Source organism: Lacticaseibacillus pantheris DSM 15945 = JCM 12539 = NBRC 106106 (assembly GCF_001311175.1).
Lineage (GTDB): Bacteria > Bacillota > Bacilli > Lactobacillales > Lactobacillaceae > Lacticaseibacillus > Lacticaseibacillus pantheris.
The window spans coordinates 19,043-42,880 of the sequence record NZ_BBAI01000013.1; the positions used below are offsets into that span (position 1 = coordinate 19,043).

Below are 23,838 nucleotides of genomic sequence, written 5' to 3' on the forward strand. Positions count from 1 at the left end.
GCCGCGGCATTGACGGTGCCAGTTGACTCGCACATGGGAGGACGTTATTTTATGGTGCAACATAACGTATTGATTGTTGGTGGTGGTGCCCGTGAAAGTGCATTAGGTCTCGCTTTTCGGCGCGCCCCGTCGGTTGACCGGGTTTATGTAGCGCCCGGTAATCAGGCCATGAAGTTGTTGGGATTGGACCCGGTGCCCATCGCCGTTGACGATTTTGACCGGTTATTGGACTTCGCCCGCGGCCACGTGGACCTCACCTTTGTTGGTCCCGAGGTGCCGCTGGTAGGTGGGATTGTAGATGCCTTTATGGCGGCCGGGCAGCAGATTTTTGGCCCACATCAGCGGCTGGCGCAGTTGGAGGGTAGTAAGGGGTTTGCCAAAGCGTTTATGCAACGGCACGGTATTCCCACAGCGCGGTCGGTTGTGACGCATACCCTGACGGAAGCGCAGGCGGCGATGCGCGAATTTGGAGCACCAGTCGTGGTGAAGGCCGATGGCTTGGCCGCGGGCAAAGGGGTGCGGGTCGCGGCCACCATTGCAGAGGCTGAGGCGGCGCTGGATGGCTTGTACCGGCAGGGCGCGGATGCGACCGTAGTGGTGGAGGAGTACCTCACTGGGCAAGAAGCGTCGGTGATGACGCTATTTGCGGGTACTCACTTTGTGACTTTGCCGTTATCTCAGGACCATAAGCGCCGATTTAACGGGGATGCCGGGCCCAATACTGGCGGGATGGGGGCCATTAGTCCCGCACCGCAGTTTGGCGCCACGGCGGCTGCGGAGGCGCAAGCGATTGTTCAGCGCACGATTACTGGTATTCATGCGGACGGCTTGGATGGTTGCGGCGTGTTGTACACCGGATTAATGTTTACGGCGGACGGGCCACGGGTGCTGGAGTACAACGTCCGCTTGGGGGATCCTGAAACCCAGGTGTTGTTACCGCAAATTAAGGATGATTTGTACGTGACGATTACTAACCTCATGGCGGGGCAACAACCGCAGCTACATTTGAACGGGCAAACGTACAGTGCGGTTGTCCTTGCGCACCCCGGCTATCCAGCGACCAGTCGGCCACCACTGGCGTTCAAGGTGCCGGCCACCCCCGAGCTGGGGCAATGGCTCCCAGCCGCGGTTGAGTACGGGGATAATGGTTGGCAAAGTAGCGGTGGTCGGGTGGCAACCGTTGTGGGTGCTGGTGATAACATTCAGACGGCGACCAAGCTGGTTTACCAATTGGTCGACCAATTGGCGGGCGAGCTGGCCTTTCGCGAGGACATTGGTTATCATGCGCTTATGGAACCCGTCCGGTAACAGTTAGTGGTTGATTGCAACAAAAAAACTCGGTGGTTTTCCACCGAGTTTTTTTGGTACTGCGATTATTAATTAATCAACGTCGAAGAAACGGATAAACCAGCGCCACCACGTCTGGTGCCTGCGGTCATAGCGCTGAACCCGACTTGCGTCTATTTTGGTTGTATTATCCATGTGTCAATGGTTCCCCCAAATACCGAGTCACGTGCCCCCAGTAGTATTTACTAACGACTACCATTTTAACCGTTTGCGCATACAGGCGCTAGCCAACGTTCACCGTTCTGGTAGGTGTTGCCGGCAACTATCCGCGCAGATACAAGGTTACTAGCGGTGGTTACGGAATCGTTAAATTTGGGGTGTAGTGAGTGGGGGACGTGGATACTGGTTATGCTTCTGAGCCCACTTTGTCGTTTGCTGGATCCACTTCAGCGTAGTGTTGGCGAATGAATTGAGCGGATTGGGCGAGCTTGTTCTCCTCCTCCTTGGTCAAATCAAACTCCGCGCGGGCCAACACACCGTCCCGGCCGATGATGACTGGCGTGGATAGGTATGAATTAAACTCTTCGTGCCAATTGGAAACGGCGAGTTCAGTGTGGGCGTCTTCCAGCACAGTGCGCGCGAGGCGAGTAGCAGCCGCCGCAATTGCGTAGTTAGTGTACTGCTTGCCCTTAAACACGGTAAACCCACCAATGCGTGAATCCTCATCGATGGCGTCGAGGTCAAGGTGCTTGCTGTCGACCAATTCAGTCACGGGGTGGCCGAGTACACGTACGGTGGACCAGGCGGTGAACTGGGAGTTACCGTGCTCGCCCAGGTTGTAGCCGGTCACGGACCGCGGGTCGACGTCGAGGGCGTGACCAACGGCGCGACGCATGCGTGCCGAGTCCAGCATCGTGCCGGTACCCACCACGTGGTTGTACGGCAGGCCGGTAATTTGCTGGTAAATCGTGGTCATGATGTCGCACGGATTCGAGATACAGATAATTTTACCGTGGAACCCAACGCACTTAAGGTTGCGGGCAACATGCTTGACCTGCGTGGAGGTATACTCGAGTTCAGCAAAGCGGTCCGGGTTGGTCGCGGACTGCAGGCTGACCTTACCCACCGCGGAAATCACAATTTCTGCGTCGGCTACTGCTTCGTAGTCATTCGCAATCACGTTGGTATGGTGGGTTAAGTTCGCCATTGCGTCGGCAAAGTCGAGGGCGTCAGCGTTCGATTTAGCGGTGCGCTCGTCGATAATGACCAAATCATCAACCATACCCGTGGCGACAATCTGGTGGGCGACCGCGCCGCCAACGTTACCCATGCCGATTACTGCAATTTTTCTAGTCATAATCAATATCCACCTTTACCTTTAAATTCATTAACGATTAAAATAATGGCATTAAAATGTGAAAAAAATCAAGAAAATTGTGACATTTTTCAAATTATCGGTGTCATGACAGATACTTTAAAGTCGCGCAAGCCCGACATTACGTGACTGGCAATAACAAAAAACCCCCACGAATTTGTGGGGGCTAATTTCAATTTGTGCTGGCTTAATTGGTCAATTACACTTCAACGGACATGACCTGATTGAAGTGATCCTTAATGCAGTCAGCAGAGTGGCGTAACTTTTGTTGTTCATCGTCCGTTAACTGCCACTGCGTTTGTTGTTCAACACCATCTGCACCCACAATAACGGGGAAGGACAGGTAGCACTGCAAATCCGTGCGCCAGTTCGATACGGGCAACATGGTGCGGGCGTCCCGTAAAATGGTATCGGCGAGGCGTGTGGCGGCCGCCGCGATACCAAAGCTGGTGTAACCCTTACCAGCAAAGACGTCAAATGCGTCCATGCTAGAGTGGTGTTCAACGGAATCTAAGTCCAGGCCGACTTCGTCTTTGACGTCCACAATGGGCCGACCCATCACGCTGACTGTCGACCAAGCGGTGAACTGGGAGTTACCGTGTTCACCCAGGTTGTACCCGCTAACGGAGCGCGGGTCCACCTGAAAGGCTTCGCCGACCGCCCGGCGCATCCGCGCTGAGTCCAGCATGGTACCGGTGCCCATAACGTGGTTGGCGGGTAAACCGGTGACCTGCTGGTAAATCATGGTCATGACGTCACACGGGTTCGAGATGCACACAATTTGCCCGTTGAAGCCAACCGCTCGCAAGTGTTCCGCCACGTCTTTGACCTGCGTGGATGTGTACTCGAGTTCGGCAAAACGGTCGGGGTGGTCCAGGGTGATCAGGTTAATTTTACCCACCGCCGATATCACGATGTCCGCATCGGCGACGGCATCCCAATCGTTCATAACGATATCTGTATGGCGGGTGAGGTTGGCGGCCGCGTCTAAAAGGTCGTGGAAATCGGCGGTTAGTTTCTTGACGTCCTTGTCAATTAATACGAGTCGGTCAGTTAATCCCTGCGTCACGATTTGGTGGGCGACGGCTTCACCAACATGACCAATACCAATTACTGCAATTTTACGAGGCAAAATATTAGCTCCCTTAGTGGTTGATTTGGGGGTGGCGAATGTCGCCACCTGCTTGACTTGGTTAACGCACTGCACTTGCAGTGTAGTATAGCGGCGCGGGATTGCCAAACAATTATGACGCCGCGATTAAATGACGGGGAAGGATGACTAAAAAAGGGCTCATTCGTACTCGATTCGTCGGGAATGGCGATGGTATTGCTGCTTACGTGACCTCATGCGACTCTAGGGCATCAAAAAAAAGCTAGCACCGTCATGTGCCAGCTTTATGGACAGTGGTTGACTACTGGTCAACGGCCGCCGCAAGCTCGTCGTTGGCTGGATCCACCTGCGCAAAGTGTTCCAGAATGAACGTGGCGGATTCTTGTAGCTTACGTTGCTCGTCAGCCGTGAGGTCGAAGCGAATACGCTCAATGACGCCGGCGCGGCCGACCACCACCGGAATAGATAAGTAGCATCCGTACTCCTCACGCCAGTTGGATACGGGTAGTTGCGTGTGGGCATCCTCTAGAATGGTGGTTGCAAGGCGTGTGGCAGCGGCGGCAATACCGTAGTTGGTGTACGCCTTGCCCTTAACCACCGTGTAACCACCCATTTTGGAATCCTCATCAATGGCGTTCAGGTCCAGGTTACGCTCCTTTGCCAGTTGGCTGATGGGGTGTCCCAGCACGTGGACGGTGGACCAAGCCGTGAACTGCGAGTTGCCGTGTTCACCCAGGTTGTAGCCCTCGACGGAGCGGGGGTCGACCTGGAGCGCGTGCCCGACCGCCCGGTGCATACGGGCTGAATCGAGCATCGTACCCGTGCCCATTACCTGATTGTGAGGTAGGCCGGTCACACGCTGATAGATCATGGTCATGATGTCACACGGATTAGAAATACAGATAATCTTACCGTGGAACCCGACTTCCTTGAGGCGTTGCGCAACCAGCTTAACCTGATTGGAAGTGAAACCGAGTTCAGCAAAGCGGTCCGGGTTGTCGAGCGATTGCAAACCGATGTTGCCCACCGCCGAGATGACGACCTCCGCGTGCGCGACCGCCTGGTAGTCATTCACGATAATGTTGGTGTGGTGTGTCAGGTTGGCCTGGGCGTCCTCAAAGTCGAGGGCGTCAGCTTCAACTTTGCCTTCACGCCGGTCGATGAGTATGAGGTCGTCCGCCATCCCCGAGGTGACGATTTGATGGGCCACGGCCCCGCCGACGTTGCCGACACCGATTACTGCAATTGTTCGAGTCATTAATATTTCCTCCAAAGTAGTTAAATGTAGTGATTAATGCTTGTTGATGCTTAAACTTATAAACCGTGGTTATTCACCGAGCTGGGCGTCCTGTGGTTTAATCAACCCCAGCTGGTTCACGAACAACCACTTTAACCCGCCGGCTGCGAGGACCGGAATCACCACAAAGGTGAGGAGGACCCGCAGCCAGACCAAAACTCCATGTGACTGTTGAAGCGCCGTGAGCGGCCCAATCAACCCCGCAAAGCCGAAACCAGCTGAAAACGGCGTACCGTTCATTTGTAATAAGCTGGCTGCTCCGCCACAGATACCCGCCCCAATGATTACTGGTACAAAGAGCAGGGGACGGCGGAGCATGTTAGCCATCTGAATCTTGGGTGACCCTAAGAAGTGGGCGAGTGTGCCGCCGAGTGGGTTCGCGCTGGCCCCAATCCATGCCAGGGTGAAACTGGCGACCACAATGCCGGCGTTCGCCGCCCCGGAACCGATGCCCGTGAGCGCGATTGCCATCGCAATGCCGACAGACGATAGTGGGCTCACAATCAGTACCGCAAAGATGATGCCGAGCACGATCCCATTAGGATGGGGGTCAGGTGGGTGGCACTGGCTACCAGTTGTCCAACAAAAGTTTGAACGGCGACCATTGCCGGCAGGGTCAGTATCCCAATACCGCCACCAATAATGAGGACGATGGTGGGTTCAATAACCAGTTTCAGTTGTCCCAGATGGCGGTGGATTAGTAGTACCATCGCCGCGCTGATAAAGGTGGTCAGCATAATGTTGAGGATGGACCGTGCCGTTAAAGACGAACGCGCCTTTGCTCGTGGTGATGGCTCCGGAAGAAACGAAGGTCGCAAGGGCAATACAGGCTGCGTCCAGCGTTTCAAGTCGTAGCATGTGGCCCACCGCCATTGCTGCAAAGACACTGAGTAGGGACTGCGCAACGGTGACCATCATGGTAATGGCACCAGCGACGTGGTTGCCGGGAAATAGTGCCAGAATCTGGCTGGTAAGTGCGGCCGGAATGAGGGCCACTACCACCCCGAGACTACTACCGTTGAGTACGTCCAGGGTAAACTGTTTGATTCCGATTGCGGGGGCGTTGTTTGTGGCATTAGCTGACATAAATAGTTTCCTCGTTGTCTTAGTGTTGGTTACGGCGGTTGACTAACGTGAGATTGCGTTTTTAGGCTGCTCACCGTTGAGGACGGCCAGGACGTCGTCAAGTGCGATGTCCACCATGTTTTGGACGGCAATGTTGGTGTAAAAGCCGATGTGTGGCGTCAGGATGACGTTGTCCATTGCGTTTAGTTCCTTAATCTGCGGCGTGGCGTCCAGGCCGACTTTGCTGAGGTCGCGGGTAAACACTGCCGCCTCGCCCTCGACCGTATCCAATGCGGCCATGGCGAGTTCGTGGTTCTTCAGCGCGGTAATCAGCGCTGCCGTGTCGACCACTGGGCCGCGGCTGGCGTTGACCAAGCCGGATGTTGGTTGCATGAGTTTGAGGTCGTCAGCACCAATCAGGCCGGTGGAGGTGGGGTTCAGGTCGACGTGCAGCGATACCACGTCAGATTGCTCGAGGACCTTTGCTTTGGTCGTGTAGGTCACGATATCGCGCAAGTCGTCACGTTCCTGGACGTCGTATGCGAGCACCTTTGCGCCCAACAGGTGGAGCATCTGGGCCAAGGTGCCCCCAATGCGACCGGCACCGATAATACCGATTGTGGTGGAGTGAATTTCTTTAGCTTGGAGCCCGTTGAAGTCAAAGTTGTTGTTCCGGACCCGCGCATCGATCAGGGGACTCTGCCGCAGAATACGGAAGATGGACATCAGGGCGTGCTCGGCCACGCTTCGTGGGGAGTATGCCGGAACGTTGGTCACGGTCAGCCCGGCAGCTGCGGCGGCGTCGAGGTTGATGGTATCAACTCCGGCAGTCCGCGTGGTGAGCTGGTGAATGCCGTAACTGGCTAGCTGTGTGTACACGGTATCGTCGCCGATGGGGCCGCGCTGTTGAATAACAATGCCATCGTAGCCCTGGGCTAGCTGCACCGTATCGCCGTGGAGCACGACATCGTTGGTGTCAATCGTCAGGTTGTGGGCGGCAGCGTACGCCTGAATGGCTGGCTGCTCATCGTCGCGAACACAATACATTAAAATTTTGGTCATCTTGTGCCTCCTTAGGCCGTATGGGTTGCGCGGTAATCATCAACGTATTCTTGTAGACGACGCATGGCCTCGGTGAGGTTGTCCATGGACGCGGCGTAACTAAGCCGCACGTGGCCCTCACCACCGGGACCAAACCCGCCACCGGGAATCAGCGCGACGGCGTTTTTGCGGACCAGGTCGTAACAGAATTCGGTGTCGTCCTGAATCAGGTCAGCGGGAATCTTAGCAAAGACGTAAAAGGCACCGTTTGGTTCGGAATACCGAAGCCCATTGCGCTCATTTTGGCAACGACCAGGTCGCGTCGTTTGAGGTATTCAGCCTTCATGGCCAGGGTGTCCTGACGTCCTTCCTCCGTACTCATTGCTTCGTAGGCGCCGGCCATAGCGGGATTCGACGCTGAGGTGACGTTGAACGCGTGGGCCAAGCTAACGCGCCGCATCAGCTCTGCGGGACCAGCGATAAGACCAATCCGCCAACCAGTCATGGCGTGGGATTTTGATACGCCGTTGATCAGCAAGGTTTGTTCAGGTAATGCCTTGGCAAAGCTGAAGTGCGTGCCGTCGTACGTGAGCTCGGAGTAGATCTCATCCGAAATCACGGTGACGTCAGTTTCGCGCAACACATCTGCGAGCGCCCGAACTTGTGCCTCGTTATAGGTGACACCGGTGGGGTTGGACGGGAAGTTCAGTAGCACTGCTTTGAGGTGATCGCACCGGGCAATACCAGCTTTGAGCTGTTCTGGTGTGAAGACAAAGCCGGTACTGCTGGTATCAACGTAAACTGGTTCCGCCCCATTAATGCGAATGAGCTGGTCGTACAGGGAGAACGTTGGGCTCGGCATCAGTACTTGGTCACCAGGGTTGAGCAAAGTATCGAGGGCTGCGTGTAGTCCTTCGGTAGCCCCCACGGTTACGGCAATCTCCGTGTTAGGGTCGTAGTCCAGGCCGTAACGATCGCTGAGAAAATCTGCGGCCGCCTGGCGCACCTTTGGCCAGCCATTGGACGGACCGTAGTGCGATTCATCATTATTGATGGAATCAATTGCCGCTTGTTTGATGTGTTCCGGAACGTTAAAGTCCGGTTCACCGAGTGAGAGCTTGATGACGTTGGGAATTTTGCTGGCCTCAGCATCAAATACGCGGATGGGGTTGGCCCCGAGACCGTCATAGGTATGGTCTAAATCCTTTAACAAACTTGGTTTAGTTTTGGGCATGGTGTAACTTCCTTTCTGTTGGTGGATATGTAGTGGTAGGGACGGGGAGGAGGATTGGGGATGAAACGTGGTCGTGGCAGAGAGTCAGTGCTAAAGCTGGTAGGGCGAGTACGCTGCTTTGCGCGATCTGACAACTGTCAAACCAGTGAATGAATGCTCCAGTCTCTCGCACACGCTCCGCGGGTGCTCCGAGTAGCAGAGAGTCAGTGCTAAAGCTGGTAGGCGGGTACGCTGCTTTGCGCGATCTGACAACTGTCAAACCAGTAAATGCTCCAGTCTCTCGGCGGTGCTGACGCACAGCCTCCGAGTAGCAGAGAGTAAGTGCTAAAGCACTAACTCTCTGCGTAAAAAAAATCCGCCCCCCGGAGCTTCGCGAATGCGAAACATCTGGGTGGCGGTAGTTGACCTAAAAAAATCGGTTGACCACTGTACACGCAGATGCCTCATGTCATCCGCGTGCCACGCTCAATAGCTCTTGGCCCTCGGATGACTACCCGAAAAACCAAAAGGCGTACGTGCGTGCAACTGTGATCAGTGATTGTTTCATTAGGAAAACTCCTCTCGTCTTCTATGTGGACGATATTATAGCAATGTGAGAAACGTGTCAATAGTTTTTTTAATTTTAACTTTGACTACGCGCGCGTTAATGCCTTCTTTACGCCCGTCCGTTCATATTCCGTCAGGGTAGTGCTCATTGCATCGTAAATCCGCCGAGCCTCTTCCTTGTTACCACGGAGTTCGAAAAGACCAATAAGTGGACTGTTGTAGCGGTTGGCGTAGTGCTTGGCCGTCAACCCAAACTGCGCGTTGAAGTTACGGTTGCCACTGCCAACAATCCCAATCAGATTGTCCGTGTTGCCGTCATCCAGCTCGTCGCGGAGGTCCACCGTCAACGTTTCCTGGTAGCCCGTGTGCATCCCGTCCCCACCGTCCAGGTAGGTTGGCACTAAGACAAAGTAGGGGCCAGCATCCAGCACCCGCTCGTCAAACTGCTCCGTGTACTCGTAGAAGTTTACGTCCCGGGAGTCAGCGTCCATGGCCTGTGCCTTGACCGCGTGCTGTTTCAGTAGCTTGGTAAAGGCCCGCGTGTTGCCGCTAATACTGATAAAAACAACGTTAATTGGTGCTGCCATTAGCGATCACCTTTTTTTTCTTGTCGTCCTGAGCGTCCTCATCCAAACCGATGAGGTAATCGTCGTCATTCATGGCCTCAACCTGACCCAGCAGGTAGCCGTTACCAACTTGGGAGAAGAAGTCGTGGTTGGAAGTAGTGGTGTTGATCCCGTTCATAATGACGGGGTTAACGTCGCTGGCCGTCGTTTCAAAGATGGGTTCCTTACCCAAGTTCATGAGGGCCTTGTTGGCGTTATACTGCACGAAGGTCATCACTTCATCAGTCCAGCCGACCTGGTCGTACACGAGCTTGGCGTAGTTGGTTTCATTATCAAAGAGGTTGTACAACAAGTCGTAAGCCCAGTCGTCCTGTGCTTGCTTCTGGGCGTCAGTCAACTGGTCGTACGTTACCTGGTACTTGTAACCAATATACGTGCCATGCACGGATTCGTCGCGGAGGATTAACTTAATGATTTCGGCGACGTTGTTCAACTTGTTGTTGCCCAAGTAGTACAGCGGCGTGTAGAAACCACTATAGAAGAGGCAGGTTTCAAGGAATACGTTGGCCACCTTTTTGTGCAACGGGTCCGGATCATTGCGGTAGATGTCCACGATGGTCTTGGCCTTGGCCTGCAGGAAGTCCTCAGTGTCCGACCACTGGAAAATTTCGTCAATTTCGTCCGGCGTGTTGAGGGTGGAAAAGATGGTGGAGTAACTCTTAGCGTGGACGGATTCCATGAACTGGATGTTGTTCAGTACGGCGGTTTCGTGGGGTGTCACCACGTTCCGGCGCAATGCCTGCATACCGTCCTGGGACTGAACCGTGTCCAGCAGGGTCAAGCCACCAAAGACGTGACCAACAACCCACTGGTGGTCGGTATCAAGTTCACGCCAGTCATCCATATCGTTGGATACGGGGATACGGGTGTCCAGCCAGAATTGTTCGGTTAACTTTTCCCAAGTTGCCTTGTCGATGGCGTCATTGACGCGGTCCCAGTTAACGGCCTGGTAGTCGTCAGCGTCAGCGAACTTCTTTACTAAATCAGTCAAGTGAAGAACCTCCTTGCGGTGTTGCCGCGAATTGTCATGGTGTACGACGTTACTGTATGTACTGTGCACCGTACTAAATGTGGTATGACTTAGGTTAGCACACAGGATATTGTGTGTAAATGTTAAAAACTTCGGGTGAATGACCCTATATATGGTAGTTGGTGGGTCGGATAAAATATTTTTTTTGCGGCCGGTAATGGCGTAGGACCGGCCTTTTCAAGGAATTACAGAACACAAGATGTGGTATTGTGGTTGACCCTCCACACTAGATTGGGTATGATAATGACATACTTACGAAATCAAAGGACTGATGAATATGCGCAATGTTACTTTATTTACCAAAAATGGTTGTCCTCGCTGCCGTATGACGAAGCGGTTCTTGGACGAACACAACATCAATTATACCGAACACAACATCAATGAGGAGCCTGAATACGTTAATTACTTAAAAAAATCAGGGCTTCAAGATGACGCCGGTACTCGAAGCGGACGGCATGGAGGCCATCACTGGTTTTCGTCCAGACGTTTTAAAGCAGTTGGCTGTTTAAGACGGCCAGCTGTTTTTTTATCCCCTTGGTGATTGCATGAAAGTAGGTACAATATGTCACTTAAATCAATCTCTCCAGAGCACGTTTCGTACTACAAACTAAATAACGAAATCAACATTCCCGTTGACGGACAAATTCCGCTGAATAAGGACAAGGAAGCTTTGGCCGCATTCCTGGCTGAAAACGTCCAGCCCAACACGAAGCAATTTGATTCACTGGCCGCAAAGTTGGATTACCTGGTCGCTAACGATTACTACGAATCCGCCTTTTTGGACAAGTACAGCGCCGCGTTTAAGGATGATTTGTACCAGTACTTGCAGGACCAGCACTTTCAGTTTAAGTCCTTCATGGCGGCGTACAAATATTATGCACAGTACGCTTTGAAGACCAATGACGGTGAGCAGTATCTGGAAGACTTTAAGGACCGCGTCTTTGCTAACGCCTTGTACTTCGCTGACGGCAATGAATCCTTGGCGCACGATTTGGCTGAAGAGATGATCCACCAGCGCTACCAGCCAGCAACGCCATCCTTCCTGAATGCAGGGCGCTCGCGTCGTGGTGAGTTGGTGTCCTGTTTCCTATTGCAGGTAACCGACGACATGAACTCAATTGGCCGGGCAATTAATTCCGCGCTTGAGTTGTCTCGTATCGGTGGTGGTGTTGGTCTGACGCTGTCTAACCTGCGTGAGGCTGGAGCACCAATCAAAGGTATTGAGGGAGCGGCTAGCGGCGTCTTGCCAGTCATGAAGTTGCTGGAAGACTCGTTCTCATACTCGAACCAGCTTGGTCAACGGCAGGGTGCCGGTGTGGTTTACCTGAACGTCTTTCACCCAGATATCATTAACTTCTTGGGTGCCAAGAAGGAAAATGCGGACGAAAAGTACCGGGTTAAGACCCTGAGCCTGGGTGTCATTGTTCCGGACAAGTTTTACGACTTGGTGCGTGAAGACGCCGATATGTACTTATTCTCACCATACTCGGTGGAGCGTGAGTACGGTAAGCCATTCTCCTACATTGACATCACTAAGGAGTACGACGCTCTGGTGGCCAACCCAAACATCAAGAAGTACAAGATTCGGGCCCGCAACCTGGAGAACGAAATTTCGCGGCTGCAGCAGGAATCAGGCTACCCGTACATCGTCAACGTGGACACGGCGAACAATGACAACCCAATTGACGGGAAGATCATCATGAGTAACCTGTGTTCGGAGATTATGCAGGTGCAGGAGCCGTCAAAGATTAACAACCAGCAGGGTTATGACGTCATGGGGACGGACGTTTCGTGTAACTTGGGTTCCACGAACATTCCTAACCTGATGAAGGCGAAGCATTTTGGCCGTGCCGTTGAGGCCATGGTTCGTGCGCTAACCTTCGTTTCGGATGAAAGCAACATTGACGTTGTCCCATCGGTCCAGCACGGTAACCACCGGGCTCACTCAATTGGTTTGGGTGCGATGGGGTTGCACACCTTCTTTGCCCTCAACCACATGGAATACGGTTCGCCGGAGTCTGTAGAGTTTACGAGCGTTTACTTCCTATGCTTGAACTACTACACGCTGGTAGCTTCCAATAAGATTGCCCGCGAACGCGGCGAGTCCTTCTACCACTTTGACCGGAGTCAGTACGCCGATGGTACTTACTTTGACCGTTACGTGAATGAGGACTGGCAGCCACACGATCCTAAAGTACAGGAATTGTTCAAGGACATTCACGTACCCACGACTGACGACTGGAAGCAACTGCGTGCGGACGTCATGAAGTACGGTTTGTACAACCAGAACCGTATGGCGGTAGCCCCAAACGGTTCGATTAGTTACATCAACGATACCAGTTCGTCTTTGCACCCAATCATTAACCGGATTGAAGACCGGCAGGAGAAGACCATAGGGAAGATCTTTTACCCGGCGGCGGGGCTGTCCAACGACACCATGCCGTACTACAAGAGTGCCTACGATACGGACATGCGCAAAGTGATTGACGTTTACGCTGCGGCACAGCAGCACGTGGACCAGTCGTTGTCACTCACGCTGTTCATGCGCAGTACAATTCCCGAAGGTATCTATCCATGGAAGCAGGGGCGGACCAACAAAATGACGACCCGCGACCTAAACATTCTGCGTAACTACGCCCACTACAAGGGCATTAAGTCGATTTACTACATCCGGACGTTTACGGATGATGAAGAAGAAGTCGGCAGTAACGAATGTGAAAGCTGTGTCATCTAAACTTTGATAAGAACGCGTCCAGTCGTCTTCATCCGCGACTGGACGCTTTTTGGTTGGCTGGTTGTACTCAGATTGGCTGGTCGTACTGGCGTGGTGGTTCCGGTTGAGCGGCTGGTCCCCGCGACCGGAGCTGTGAGCCTCACGCTCACGCCCGTGCCGGGCTACCGCGAATTGCCGTAGCCCGAGCAAAACCCGCTCGGTCTAGCCAATTTGATTCTGTAAGTCATAACTGTCAGTAGGGGCTAAAGCCCCAACTGACAATAATTCCAACAGAACTACGGGCATACAGCCGTCGCGGGGACCAGCCGCTCAACCTCCACCACCACGCCAGTACGACCAACAGTAGATGGTCACCGTTCCGGGCCCAGTCGTCTCCGCTCCCCACGGCACCCCCACCGGCCAGAATCACACTTGTGAGCGGATTCATGGATAATTTGGTCAACTGTCAGCCCATAAGAATAACCCGACCGACGTGGCTTCACACTACTATGTATTGTGAAATGCGGGTACTGAATTTGGTTGTTCTGTGGCAGGGAATAGGCTCAAACTGTTGTCCATTAGAGGTAATTAACTATATGGTCATTATGGATACGGACAATATGGATACACAGCACATTTGATATATTTCGGTTTATCCGTTAGCGAGTGGGTGTCGGAAACGCGGTGGAAGGCTGCGGGTTACGTTCCTGGAAACGAGGTTGATACAGTAGCGGAAGGCCGCGTCGGTCGGACCGGTGGGCGTAGGCGTGTGGGGTCGGAATGGTAACCACTGCCGGGGAACGCACGCAGTTTGCGCTTTAGCGCTTACTGCGTGCTTCTCGCAGGAATGGCGCAGCCAGTCCGAGAGCTTCATCGGCTTTAGCCGTTAGAACGCGACGAATTTCGAGACTGACCGGTGTTTTTCCGGGCAGGCTTGAAATCGCGGCGGAAACACGCCCGTACTTGGCGGGTTGAAGCCTTCGCCCCAGCAGTGGTTACCATGGAGTACCCCACGAAAGCCGCAGCTCACCGGTCCAACCTACGCTGCCACCAACTGCTACTGTAGCAATCTACGGCGTAGGGCACGTAAGCCGCAGTCCCAAAGGCCACCCGCGAGTTCGTAACCACACAACCTTCGCCCTAGCAGTGGTGACCATGGAGCACCCACGAAAGCCGCAGCTCACCGGTCCGGCCTACGCTGCCGCCACTAACTTTGCAAATCAACCCAATGGAAGCAAGTTGCTGAACCGAACAGCGGAAATCATCCCCCAACAGTCCGGCGCCCATGCTATAATGTGCACAGTTACGCAATGATGGAGGCATGATGATGAGTGAACTAATCACCCAGTTTTTTTACGTGGACAACCCTAGCAAACATAGTGGACATCCTGGTCGTGTGGTACTTCCTGTACCGCTTGATCATGTTGATCCGTGGTACCAAAGCCGTGCAGCTCTTCCGCGGCATTTTAATCATCGTGATTATCCGACTGATTGCCTGGGGTGCACAACTGCGGGCCGTCTCCTTCATTCTGGACCAAATTATTAGTTGGTCCGTAGTGGCAATCGTCATTATTTTTCAACCAGAAATCCGACGCGGGTTGGAACATCTGGGACGAGGTGGCCTATTCACACACGGAGCTGAAAGCCAGCATGATACCGGCCAAAGGTTGGTCGATCAGTTAGACCAGGCCATCCAGTACATGAGTAAGCGCCGCATCGGGGCGTTGATCACCATCCAAATGAACACTGGCCTAGAGGAATACATCGAAACCGGTATTCCCATCGATGCGGAGGTGAGTGGTGCGCTTCTGATCAACACGTTCATTCCCAACACACCTTTGCACGACGGGGCCGTGATTATTCGCGACAATCGACTCGCGGTGGCCGCCGCGTACCTGCCGCTATCCGAGAGTAACGCTATTCCTAAGAGCCTCGGGACGCGTCATCGTGCTGCCGTTGGTATTAGTGAGGTCACCGACGCCGTGACCGTGGTGGTGTCCGAAGAAACTGGCGGCGTCACCATTACCAACAACTCACACCTCATGATTGATATGTCGCGAGATGATTACATGGCCTTTTTGACGGCGCAACTGGTACCAGCCGAAGACGAGGAGAAGCACAACCCCATCCGCGACTTCATTCTGGGCATTAACCGGAAGGGGGCGGGCAAATGAGCAAGTTTTGGGAAAGCAAGTGGGTTTATCGCCTACTGTCATTCGTGTTGGCCCTAGGCATCTTCTTCTACGTCAACACCAAGCAGGTTAACAATACCCGCCAGACTGGTACGGCCAATAGTTCGCTACTGGCGACCAGGTCAGCGACCGTCAAAGTGCCGTTGCAGCTCAATGCGGATACGACCAAGTACTTCATTACGGGTTACCCGCAGAACGTGAAGGTGCGCGTATCGGGTAGTTCCGCGCTCGTGACTGCGGTCAAGAATACGCAGAACTTTAGGGTAGTAGCGAACCTGAGTAACCTCGGCGTGGGCAAGCATAAGGTTAAATTGACGGAGGAGGGGCTTAACCAAAGCCTTAACTATAAGATCACACCGTCTACCATTAACGTGAATATTCAAAAGCGGGTTAACAAGACGATGCCGATTGAGGTCAAATACAACGCCGACGCTCTGGCTGAGGGCTATGAAGTAGGCACGCCAAAGTTGTCCACTAACTCGGCCCAGGTGTCCGGTTCCCGTTCAGAAATTAAGCGGATTAACAAGGTGGTTGCCACCGTTGCTTTGAGCCATAACACCAAAAAGGACGTTACCCAGAATGTTTCCGTCCAGGCCGTGGATAGCAACGGTAATACGTTGAACGTGGTGGTCTTGCCGGAGTCCGTCAAGGTAACTTTGCCAGTGTCGTTGCCAAGCAAAAAAAAGTTGACGTGGAGTTCAAGCAAAGTGGCACGGTTGCCAAGGATCGTGTGGTTGCCTTCAAGAGCAACACCGACAGTGTCAGGATTTACGGGAGTCGGTCGGTACTCGCGAAAATCGACAAACTTACTTTGCCAGTAGATGTAAGTGGCGTAACTTCAAGTACAACCAAGACGGTGAACGTCACGGACGCGTACCCCGACCTAGTGGCGGCGGACCCTAACTCGATTAAGGTCAGCCTCAAAGTCACTACGGAGTCGAGCAGCGAGGCCGGGGATGCCAGTTCGTCGTCTAGCGAGAGCTCAAGTGATTCGGCGAGTAGTCAATCAGTAAGCTCCAGCTCATCCAGCAGTAGTGCCAAGTCCAGTAGTAGTGACTCTAGCAGTTCAGATAGTTCATCCAGTAGTAGCGCTAAGTAGTCTAAAAGTAATAAAATGGTAAACGTAGTTCAGCGGTTAAACGCAGAAACGAGGAGAAAGTATGACTAAGTATTTTGGTACTGACGGTGTACGCGGGGTGGCCAACGAGACGCTTACCCCTGAATTGGCCTTTAAGTTAGGACGTGCTGGGGGGTACGTCCTGACTAAGCATCAGGAGGACGGTCAGACACCGTTAGTGCTGGTCGCTCGGGATACCCGTATTTCCGGTCAAATGTTGGCCGACGCCCTGATTGCGGGCCTATTGTCCGTTGGTATTGAGGTGCTGTCGCTGGGCGTGATTACCACGCCTGCGGTCGCTTACCTGATTAAGGTTCAGGGTGCCGCGGCCGGAATTCAAATTTCCGCGTCGCACAATCCTGCTCAGGACAACGGTATCAAGTTCTTTGGGCCAGACGGCTACAAACTGTCTGATGCCACGGAGGACGAAATTGAGGCGTATCTAGACGCCGAGGTTGATACACTACCGCGGCCAAGTGCAAAGGGATTGGGCACGTCCGCGGCTTACCCAGAAGGTATCCAAAAATACACCCAGTTCCTGGAACAAACTGTTAACGAAGACCTGGCGGGGATCAAAGTGGTGCTGGACGGTGCCAATGGGGCAACCAGCGGCATTGTGAGTCGTTTGTTTGGCGACCTCGACGTCGACTTTGAAACAATGGCCACTAACCCGAACGGTATTAACATCAATGACGGTGTCGGTTCAACGCACCCCGAAGCCTTGGCTAAAGCCGTGGTTGAGAAGGGCGCGCAAATTGGCCTGGCTTTCGATGGGGATGGGGACCGGTGCATCGCCGTTGACGAGCAGGGCAACATTATTGACGGCGACAAGATCATGTTTGTGTTGGGTAGCTACATGAAGAGCAGGGTCGCTTGAAGCAGGACACGATTGTGACGACCGTCATGAGCAACCTGGGGTTGTACAAGGCCATTGAGGCCAACGGCATGCACTCGGTCCAAACGGCCGTGGGTGACCGCCACGTGGTGGAAGAGATGCGTGCACACGGTACAACATTGGTGGGGAGCAAAGCGGGCACGTCATCCTCTTTGATTACCACAACACCGGGGATGGCATGCTGACGGGGATCCAGTTGCTTTCCGTGATGGCAGCGACGGGTAAGACGCTCTCTGAATTGGCAGCACCAGTGCAGACGTACCCGCAAAAGTTGGTCAACGTACCAGTTAAGGATAAGAACGCGTGGGAACAATACCCCGCTATTACTGATGCCATCAAGGACGTTGAGGACCGCATGGCCGGCGACGGCCGGGTACTAGTCCGTCCTAGTGGTACTGAAAGTTTGCTTCGGGTTATGGCGGAGGCCAAGACCCCCGAACTCGTTAGCGCATACGTTGACGACATCGTGCGGGTGGTCCAGACCGAAATGGGCCTATAATTCCTGTAGCAAAATTAATTTAATTACCAAAGTGGTCTACCTCGGGTGGGCCACTTTTTTTTGACGGTTCCCTCTATGTCGGGACCACTTAATCGTAATATTCACAATCAAGGTATACCAATTGCTAAAAATTCGGCGTATACCAATAATCGAGTAGTTGACCTTTAACGGGGCTCCTGCTACTATTTGACGTATCGACCAATCCGGAATCTTATTTGAATTGGGTCTATACCATTAATGAACAGGAGCGTAACAAAATGTGTGGAATTATCGGAGTAGTTGGCGATGTGAATGCAACCAAGGTACTGCTAAAGGGGTTAGAGCGGCTGGAATACCGCGGTTATGATTCGGCCGGTATCTTTGTGCATGACCGTAATAATGGTGGGCAACTAATTAAAGAAGTCGGGCGGATTAAGCGCTTGGAGGCCAAGGTCCCAGCGGAACTGACGGGCACCCTAGGCATTGGTCACACCCGGTGGGCCACGAACGGTAAGCCCACGGTTGCTAACGCACATCCGCACGTTTCTGCGGACGGCCGGTTCTACCTCGTGCATAACGGTGTGCTGCAAAATGCTGCTGAGTTGCGCGCTCAGTACCTTCCGGACGTCCAAATGGCGAGTGATACCGATACGGAAGTTGCCGTGCAGTTAATTGCGCAGTTTGTCATGGCGGGCGCTTCGGTTGTCGAAGCCTTCAGCACGTGATGCAACTGGTCGACGGCTCTTACGCCTTTGCGCTAGCTGACCGCGATGATGGGGACACGCTGTACGTGGCTAAGAACAAGTCACCATTGTTAATTGGTGTTGGCGATGGCTTTAACGCGGTGGGTAGTGACGCGTTGGCGCTACTGGACCGGACGCACGAATTTATGGAAATACACGACCAGGAACTGGCGGTGCTCACCGCCGACAACGTACAACTCATGACCATGGATGGCGACCTGGTTGTACGGGATACCTTTACGGTGGACGTGAGCGAGGGTGACGGTGACCTGGGTGCGTACCCGTTCCACATGTTGAAGGAAATTGATGAACAGCCAGTCGTGATGCGGCGGTTGCTCGCGGCCTACCTGGACGAAAACGGGACGGTTAACTTGCCGGATAACCTCTTGCAGGCTTTGGCTGAAGCCGACCAGCTCTACTTTGTTGCTGCTGGTACCAGTTATCACGCTAGCATGGTCGGGGCCGCCTCATGGAGGAGTACGCACATACGCCAGCGCACGCCTACCTGGCTTCCGAGTTTGGCTACCACCAGCCATTGTTGACGGGCAAGCCCATGTTTGTCTTTTTAACTCAAAGTGGCGAGACGGCGGATATTCGGCAGGTGTTGGTGAAGGTCAAGGAACAGGGTTACCCGACGTTAACGATTACCAACGTGCCAACGTCGACGCTGGCCCGCGAGGCGGATTACGCGCTCAACCTCCACGCTGGTCCCGAAATTGCGGTTGCCTCGACTAAGGCGTACACGGCGCAGGTTGCCACTACGGCTTTGGTGGCAAAGGCCCTGGGCGTAGCCAAAGGGGTGGCGGACGCTGCCGCGTGGGATATCGGCCACGAACTGACATTGGTTGCCGATACGCAGCAGGCGTTAGTCGACCAGAAGGATGCGGTCCACGATTTAGCGCAGGGAGCGCTGGCAACCACTCGTAACGCGTTTTATATCGGTCGTGGCCTGGACTACTACGTCGCACTGGAAGCGGCCTTGAAGCTTAAGGAAATCTCCTACGTGCAGGCTGAGGGCTTTGCGGCGGGTGAACTAAAGCATGGCACGATTGCGCTGATTGAAAGCGGAACGCCGGTCATTGCGCTGATTAGTGACCCGGTCACTGCGGCCCACACTCGGGCCAATGCGACTGAAGCAGCGGCCCGGGGTGCAAACGTCATCCGGATTGCCACGCGCAGTTTAGCCCAGACGGGTGATGACCTCGTGATTGATGACCTGAATCCCGCGCTGGCGCCGTTAGCGCTGATTGTACCGTGTCAGTTGCTGGCCTATTACGCTAGCCTGGATCGGGAATATGATGTTGATCGGCCACGTAATTTGGCTAAATCTGTCACCGTAGAATAGTGTCAAAGTGGGTTGCTCATGTCGGTAGCTAACCAATAGAATATGGTCATGCGTGCGAAGTGTGCGTGTGGCCATTTTTTTGTTGATATGCGTATCGGCTGCTAGTAGTTTATCCGACCGGGTATGATTATTATCCGAACGGACTTGGTTTCACGCTTGGATTTCGTTACACTAGTGAGCGAACATTAAATCGGTTGGGGTGACGGTTATGCACGTATTGTGGATGGGAATTCGACGTAATGGCTGGTTAGTAGTTGCGCTGGCTGTATTAGTATTACTGTTTATAAGCAGTTCGATGACCTTTCATCAACAAAACGCCGCGCCACTACTTGAGCGAATTTTAGCGAATAAACCAGCTTACAATTTGGTTGCCCGGATTCACTGGCACTACGCTGGTAGCTCAGTCAGCGTGGCCAGCGAGGGTTACTTTGGGGTAATACAGTTTCTCATTCGCAAGTTAGCGCATTTTGGCTCCTACTTTGTACTCGGATTGTCGCTGTACATGGGGACGAGGCGGCATATTCCGGCCTGGTGGTTGCGGGTGGTCATGGTACCCTTGACGTGTGCTGGTTGTGCGGCCCTGGATGAATTTCACCAAATGCTGACGGGTGACCGGTCGCCTTTGTTTCAGGACGTCATTTTGGATACTACCGGAGCGGTTTGCGGAATGTTGGTCGTAATGTTGATATTACTTGCATTCCGGCGCCGACGGGCATTGAACTAGCGCTGGGTATTTGCTATACTATTAACGATTTTGTGTTTCACACATACCGTAGAAAGAGGGTTTATTCATGTCAGGACATTCCAAATGGCATAACATTCAGGGGCGTAAGAACGCCCAGGATGCTAAGCGCGGCAAAATTTTCCAAAAAAATCTCCCGTGAGTTATTCATGGCTGCAAAGCAAGGTGGTTCGGACCCTGACGGCAATCCCCAACTGCGGTTGATGATGGACAAAGCCAAGGCGGCCAACATGCCGAAGGACAACATTAAGCGTGCGTTGGACAAAGCCGATGGTGGAGACGACACGAGTTACGATGAAGTAACCTACGAAGGTTACGGGCCAAACGGTATCGGTATTTTCGTTGAGGCCATGACTGATAACAAGAACCGTACTAGTTCAGATGTCCGCGTGGCGATCACTCGTCATGGTGGTACGATGGCTGGTGCCGGTGCCGTTGCGTACATGTTCGACCGTATGGGACAGATTGTTATCAGTCGTGAAGACTTGGACCAGTCCGAAGACGACATGCTCGAAGACGTTTTGGAGGCTGGTGGGGATGACCTACAGTCGACGGACGAAGAGTTTACCGTTTTCACTGATCCTAAGGAATTCACTGCGGTTCGCGACGCGCTTGGAGCCAAGGGCTACAAGTTCGAGTCAGCCGATTTGGCCATGGTGCCACAAAACAAGGTTGAAGTTCCAGCCGAAAAGGTTGAGACCTTCCAGGGCTTGCTGGATGCGTTGGATGAGTTAGACGACGTGACGGATGTTTACACCAACGCCGAATGGCCAGAAGACGAGACAGCAGAATAATCATGATAATTTAATAGTACTTATTGATAGCGTACAGCCGGTAATTTTGGGGCTGTACGCTTTTTTTAGTTGATTTGTTTGGTCAACTGCTGCTACTTTGTGCACCACCTCACCCGGGTACGTCGACATGTTGCGAAAAAGGTGACATTTTTTTTCGACCGCGGGTAGTCAACCGCGGATATTTGCGAAATCTCTTTGTGTAAGGGGGTGTTGTTTTGAATGAAATTTTGTCGGTGTTATTTGATGCGCACGCAGAATCGGCCAGCGATGTGTACTTGCTTCCGTCCGGTGACCATTATCAGGTCACCGTGCGGTACCCGGGCACGTTAACTGAGAGTCAACGTGTGCCGCTGAGTGTGGGGCAGCGGTGGATCAACTACTTGAAGTACCACGCGGGCATGAATGTATCTGAACACCGACGGGTACAACAGGTGCGTGGATGTGCCATGAGGTGGGGTGCTACCTGCGATTAAGTACGACGGGGGATTTTCAAAATTGCGAGTCGCTAGTGGTGCGGTTGATTGCCCCGGTACCGAAATTGAACACCGTTACACGTCCTGTAGTGACGGCGTTAGTTGAGGTGCTGGCAAAGCGCGGTTTGATGGTCATGACTGGTCCGACTGGTTCGGGCAAGACAACTTTGATGTATCAGGTTGCCAAAGAATTGTCGTCCGAACGGATGGTGATGACCATTGAAGACCCCGTGGAGATTCACGAGCCGAATTTTTTTACAGTTGCAAGTCAACGCGGCGGCGGGAATGACATACGCTGCGTTACTCAAAGCTGCTTTGCGTCACCGGCCCGACGTGGTGATTATTGGTGAACTACGTGATGAGGAGACCGCCCGCGCGGCGTGTGAGGCGGCGCTCGCTGGCCATATCGTGTTGGCAACTCTGCACACGCGGGGTCCTTTAGACGTACCAATGCGTATGCGTAGTTTGGGGGTACCCATCAACCTTATCGAGAGTGCATTACGGGCATCCGCTCAGGTCAAGCTGGTTCCGGGCCCGCCATTACACCCTGACGTATCCATGTGGCGATGGCGCGACGGTCGGGAACGGCCAATCAATGTGCATCGGGAGGTAGCGAATGGGGACTAGACGGTTACCAATTAGCATGCAGGCCGAAGTGTGCGAGCATATGGGTACTTGCTACGCTCGGGTTTTAACGTGGCGGATGCGCTGGCATTCATGACGGTGAGGTGGCCGCGGCGAGCACCGACGTTTGAACAGCTGATTGAGGCGGTAAGTAATGGTACTGAATTGGCGGACGCACTTCATGCCGTGGGGTTTGCACCGGTCGTTTCAACGCAGGTGGCTTTGGCTGGAGCCCACGGCAGCCTTGCAGACACGCTCGGTACCACTGCCCAGTACCTACAGTTACTTCGCCGGACCCGGGGGCGGTTGTGGCAACTGTTAATGTACCCACTCGTGTTATTGGTTGTTTTGGGGTTCCTAGAAGTAGGAATCGTTTACTGGGTATTACCGCAGCTAACGCAAAAACAGCCGGTAATACCGTGGCCGCAAATTATTGTGGTAGCGGTGATTGTGGGCGTTTGCGTACTGGCTATTTGGTTTATTCGTGTGCTTGATAGCGCGGGGCGGTATCAGTTATTGCGGCGTTGGCCGGTGATTGGCGGAATGCTAACCCGGTATTATCAGTATGAGTTTACCGTTGGTGCTGGCACCTTTCTGCGCGGTGGGCAAGATTTAGCGGGATACTGCCGCTATTTAGCCCGGTTGGATGCTGGTCCATTAACGTCTTTGGGGAGACGGGTGGTGGACGGTTTGGCCGAAGGGGAAGCACTAAACGCTGTGCTCAAGGATCCATTGGTGCCGGCGGGCGTGACCCGGTTGTTGTCCTTGGGGCAAAGTCAGGCCGAGTTTGCGCAAACGGTGGAGACGTACGCTAAGGGGTTATTTGCTGACTTACAGGCCCGGATGAATAAAATGCTGGCCTTAATTCAGCCGCTATTGTTTTTAGTGATTGGGGTGCAGATTGTGGTGATGTATACACGCCTTTTACTACCGCTGTATTCAAAGAAAGAGTCCACAATATTAGGATAGACTAGGACGCATAAAAAAACGCGTGGCCATAGCGTTGCCACGCGAATATCGAAAAACATAATTAGCATTAGTTTGACCGTTTCTTACGTGTTGGCGGAGTATTTGACGGAACCATGGTTTTTGTTCCGTCGAGGTCAGAAA

16 protein-coding genes and 6 pseudogenes are annotated in these 23,838 nt (G+C 53.3%); 14 read left to right on the forward strand and 8 right to left on the reverse strand.

Annotated features, from left to right (window positions below; all coding sequences use genetic code 11):
• The first annotated feature begins 51 nt into the window (after positions 1-51).
• The gene (purD, locus tag JCM12539_RS05770) at positions 52-1,308 is read left to right on the forward strand and encodes a phosphoribosylamine--glycine ligase (protein WP_054649933.1); all 1,257 of its coding nucleotides are present in this window, start codon (positions 52-54) and stop codon (positions 1,306-1,308) included.
• A gap of 385 nt (positions 1,309-1,693) precedes the next feature.
• On the opposite strand, the gene JCM12539_RS05775 is transcribed toward purD, so the two are convergent.
• The 8 genes and pseudogenes from JCM12539_RS05775 to nrdF form a co-directional block, all read right to left on the reverse strand.
• A complete protein-coding gene (locus tag JCM12539_RS05775; RefSeq protein ID WP_054649935.1) occupies positions 1,694-2,644 on the reverse strand; it encodes a lactate/malate family dehydrogenase in 951 nt (316 codons plus the stop codon).
• A gap of 217 nt (positions 2,645-2,861) precedes the next feature.
• Positions 2,862-3,794, reverse strand: a complete 933-nt coding sequence (locus tag JCM12539_RS05780) for an L-lactate dehydrogenase (RefSeq protein ID WP_054649937.1) — start codon at positions 3,792-3,794, stop codon at positions 2,862-2,864.
• A 280-nt stretch (positions 3,795-4,074) separates the two neighbouring features.
• Positions 4,075-5,031: a lactate/malate family dehydrogenase gene (locus JCM12539_RS05785; protein ID WP_054649939.1), complete on the reverse strand. Its 957-nt coding sequence runs from the start codon at positions 5,029-5,031 to the stop codon at positions 4,075-4,077.
• A 69-nt stretch (positions 5,032-5,100) separates the two neighbouring features.
• Positions 5,101-6,156: pseudogene (locus JCM12539_RS05790) on the reverse strand (PTS sugar transporter subunit IIC).
• Positions 6,157-6,198: 42 nt separating this feature from the next.
• Complete coding sequence (locus JCM12539_RS05795; protein ID WP_054649941.1) at positions 6,199-7,197, reverse strand: NAD(P)-dependent oxidoreductase; 999 nt, start codon at positions 7,195-7,197, stop codon at positions 6,199-6,201.
• Between the two features lie 11 nt (positions 7,198-7,208).
• Positions 7,209-8,410 (reverse strand): annotated as a pseudogene (locus tag JCM12539_RS05800) (aminotransferase class I/II-fold pyridoxal phosphate-dependent enzyme).
• 632 nt (positions 8,411-9,042) lie between these two features.
• Complete coding sequence (locus JCM12539_RS05805; RefSeq protein ID WP_054649943.1) at positions 9,043-9,543, reverse strand: class Ib ribonucleoside-diphosphate reductase assembly flavoprotein NrdI; 501 nt, start codon at positions 9,541-9,543, stop codon at positions 9,043-9,045.
• Positions 9,527-10,573 carry a class 1b ribonucleoside-diphosphate reductase subunit beta gene (gene nrdF, locus JCM12539_RS05810; protein WP_054649945.1) on the reverse strand — a complete coding sequence of 349 codons (1,047 nt, stop codon included), beginning with the start codon at positions 10,571-10,573 and terminating at the stop codon, positions 9,527-9,529. The genes JCM12539_RS05805 and nrdF overlap by 17 nt, the downstream gene beginning before the upstream one ends.
• A 316-nt stretch (positions 10,574-10,889) precedes the next feature.
• On the opposite strand from nrdF, the pseudogene nrdH reads away from it, so the two are divergent.
• From nrdH to JCM12539_RS05860, 13 genes and pseudogenes are all read left to right on the forward strand, one after another.
• A pseudogene (gene nrdH, locus JCM12539_RS05815) lies at positions 10,890-11,121 on the forward strand (glutaredoxin-like protein NrdH).
• A gap of 53 nt (positions 11,122-11,174) precedes the next feature.
• Entirely contained in the window at positions 11,175-13,346 is a 2,172-nt protein-coding gene (nrdE, locus tag JCM12539_RS05820; protein WP_054649947.1) for a class 1b ribonucleoside-diphosphate reductase subunit alpha, read from the forward strand.
• Positions 13,347-14,701: 1,355 nt separating this feature from the next.
• Entirely contained in the window at positions 14,702-15,499 is a 798-nt protein-coding gene (cdaA, locus tag JCM12539_RS05825; protein WP_054649949.1) for a diadenylate cyclase CdaA, read from the forward strand.
• On the forward strand, positions 15,496-16,338 hold the full coding sequence (locus JCM12539_RS05830) for a CdaR family protein (protein ID WP_225350260.1): 843 nt from the start codon (positions 15,496-15,498) through the stop codon (positions 16,336-16,338). Before cdaA ends, JCM12539_RS05830 begins: the two co-directional genes overlap by 4 nt.
• Positions 16,248-16,616: a CdaR family protein gene (locus JCM12539_RS13960; RefSeq protein ID WP_225350261.1), complete on the forward strand. Its 369-nt coding sequence runs from the start codon at positions 16,248-16,250 to the stop codon at positions 16,614-16,616. Before JCM12539_RS05830 ends, JCM12539_RS13960 begins: the two co-directional genes overlap by 91 nt.
• Positions 16,617-16,677: 61 nt before the next feature.
• Positions 16,678-18,028, forward strand: a pseudogene (gene glmM, locus JCM12539_RS05835) (phosphoglucosamine mutase).
• 257 nt (positions 18,029-18,285) lie between these two features.
• Positions 18,286-20,095, forward strand: a pseudogene (glmS, locus tag JCM12539_RS05840) (glutamine--fructose-6-phosphate transaminase (isomerizing)).
• 208 nt (positions 20,096-20,303) lie between these two features.
• Entirely contained in the window at positions 20,304-20,819 is a 516-nt protein-coding gene (locus JCM12539_RS05845) for a VanZ family protein (RefSeq protein WP_054649951.1), read from the forward strand.
• A 67-nt stretch (positions 20,820-20,886) separates the two neighbouring features.
• A pseudogene (locus tag JCM12539_RS05850) lies at positions 20,887-21,631 on the forward strand (YebC/PmpR family DNA-binding transcriptional regulator).
• Positions 21,632-21,846: 215 nt separating this feature from the next.
• A complete protein-coding gene (locus JCM12539_RS13965; protein ID WP_225350262.1) occupies positions 21,847-22,104 on the forward strand; it encodes a hypothetical protein in 258 nt (85 codons plus the stop codon).
• Positions 22,071-22,454: an ATPase, T2SS/T4P/T4SS family gene (locus tag JCM12539_RS15550; RefSeq protein WP_263849752.1), complete on the forward strand. Its 384-nt coding sequence runs from the start codon at positions 22,071-22,073 to the stop codon at positions 22,452-22,454. The genes JCM12539_RS13965 and JCM12539_RS15550 overlap by 34 nt, the downstream gene beginning before the upstream one ends.
• The gene (locus JCM12539_RS14620; RefSeq protein ID WP_263849756.1) at positions 22,366-22,731 is read left to right on the forward strand and encodes an ATPase, T2SS/T4P/T4SS family; all 366 of its coding nucleotides are present in this window, start codon (positions 22,366-22,368) and stop codon (positions 22,729-22,731) included. Before JCM12539_RS15550 ends, JCM12539_RS14620 begins: the two co-directional genes overlap by 89 nt.
• 30 nt (positions 22,732-22,761) lie before the next feature.
• Positions 22,762-23,697, forward strand: a complete 936-nt coding sequence (locus JCM12539_RS05860; RefSeq protein ID WP_054649953.1) for a type II secretion system F family protein — start codon at positions 22,762-22,764, stop codon at positions 23,695-23,697.
• Positions 23,698-23,838: the final 141 nt, after the last annotated feature.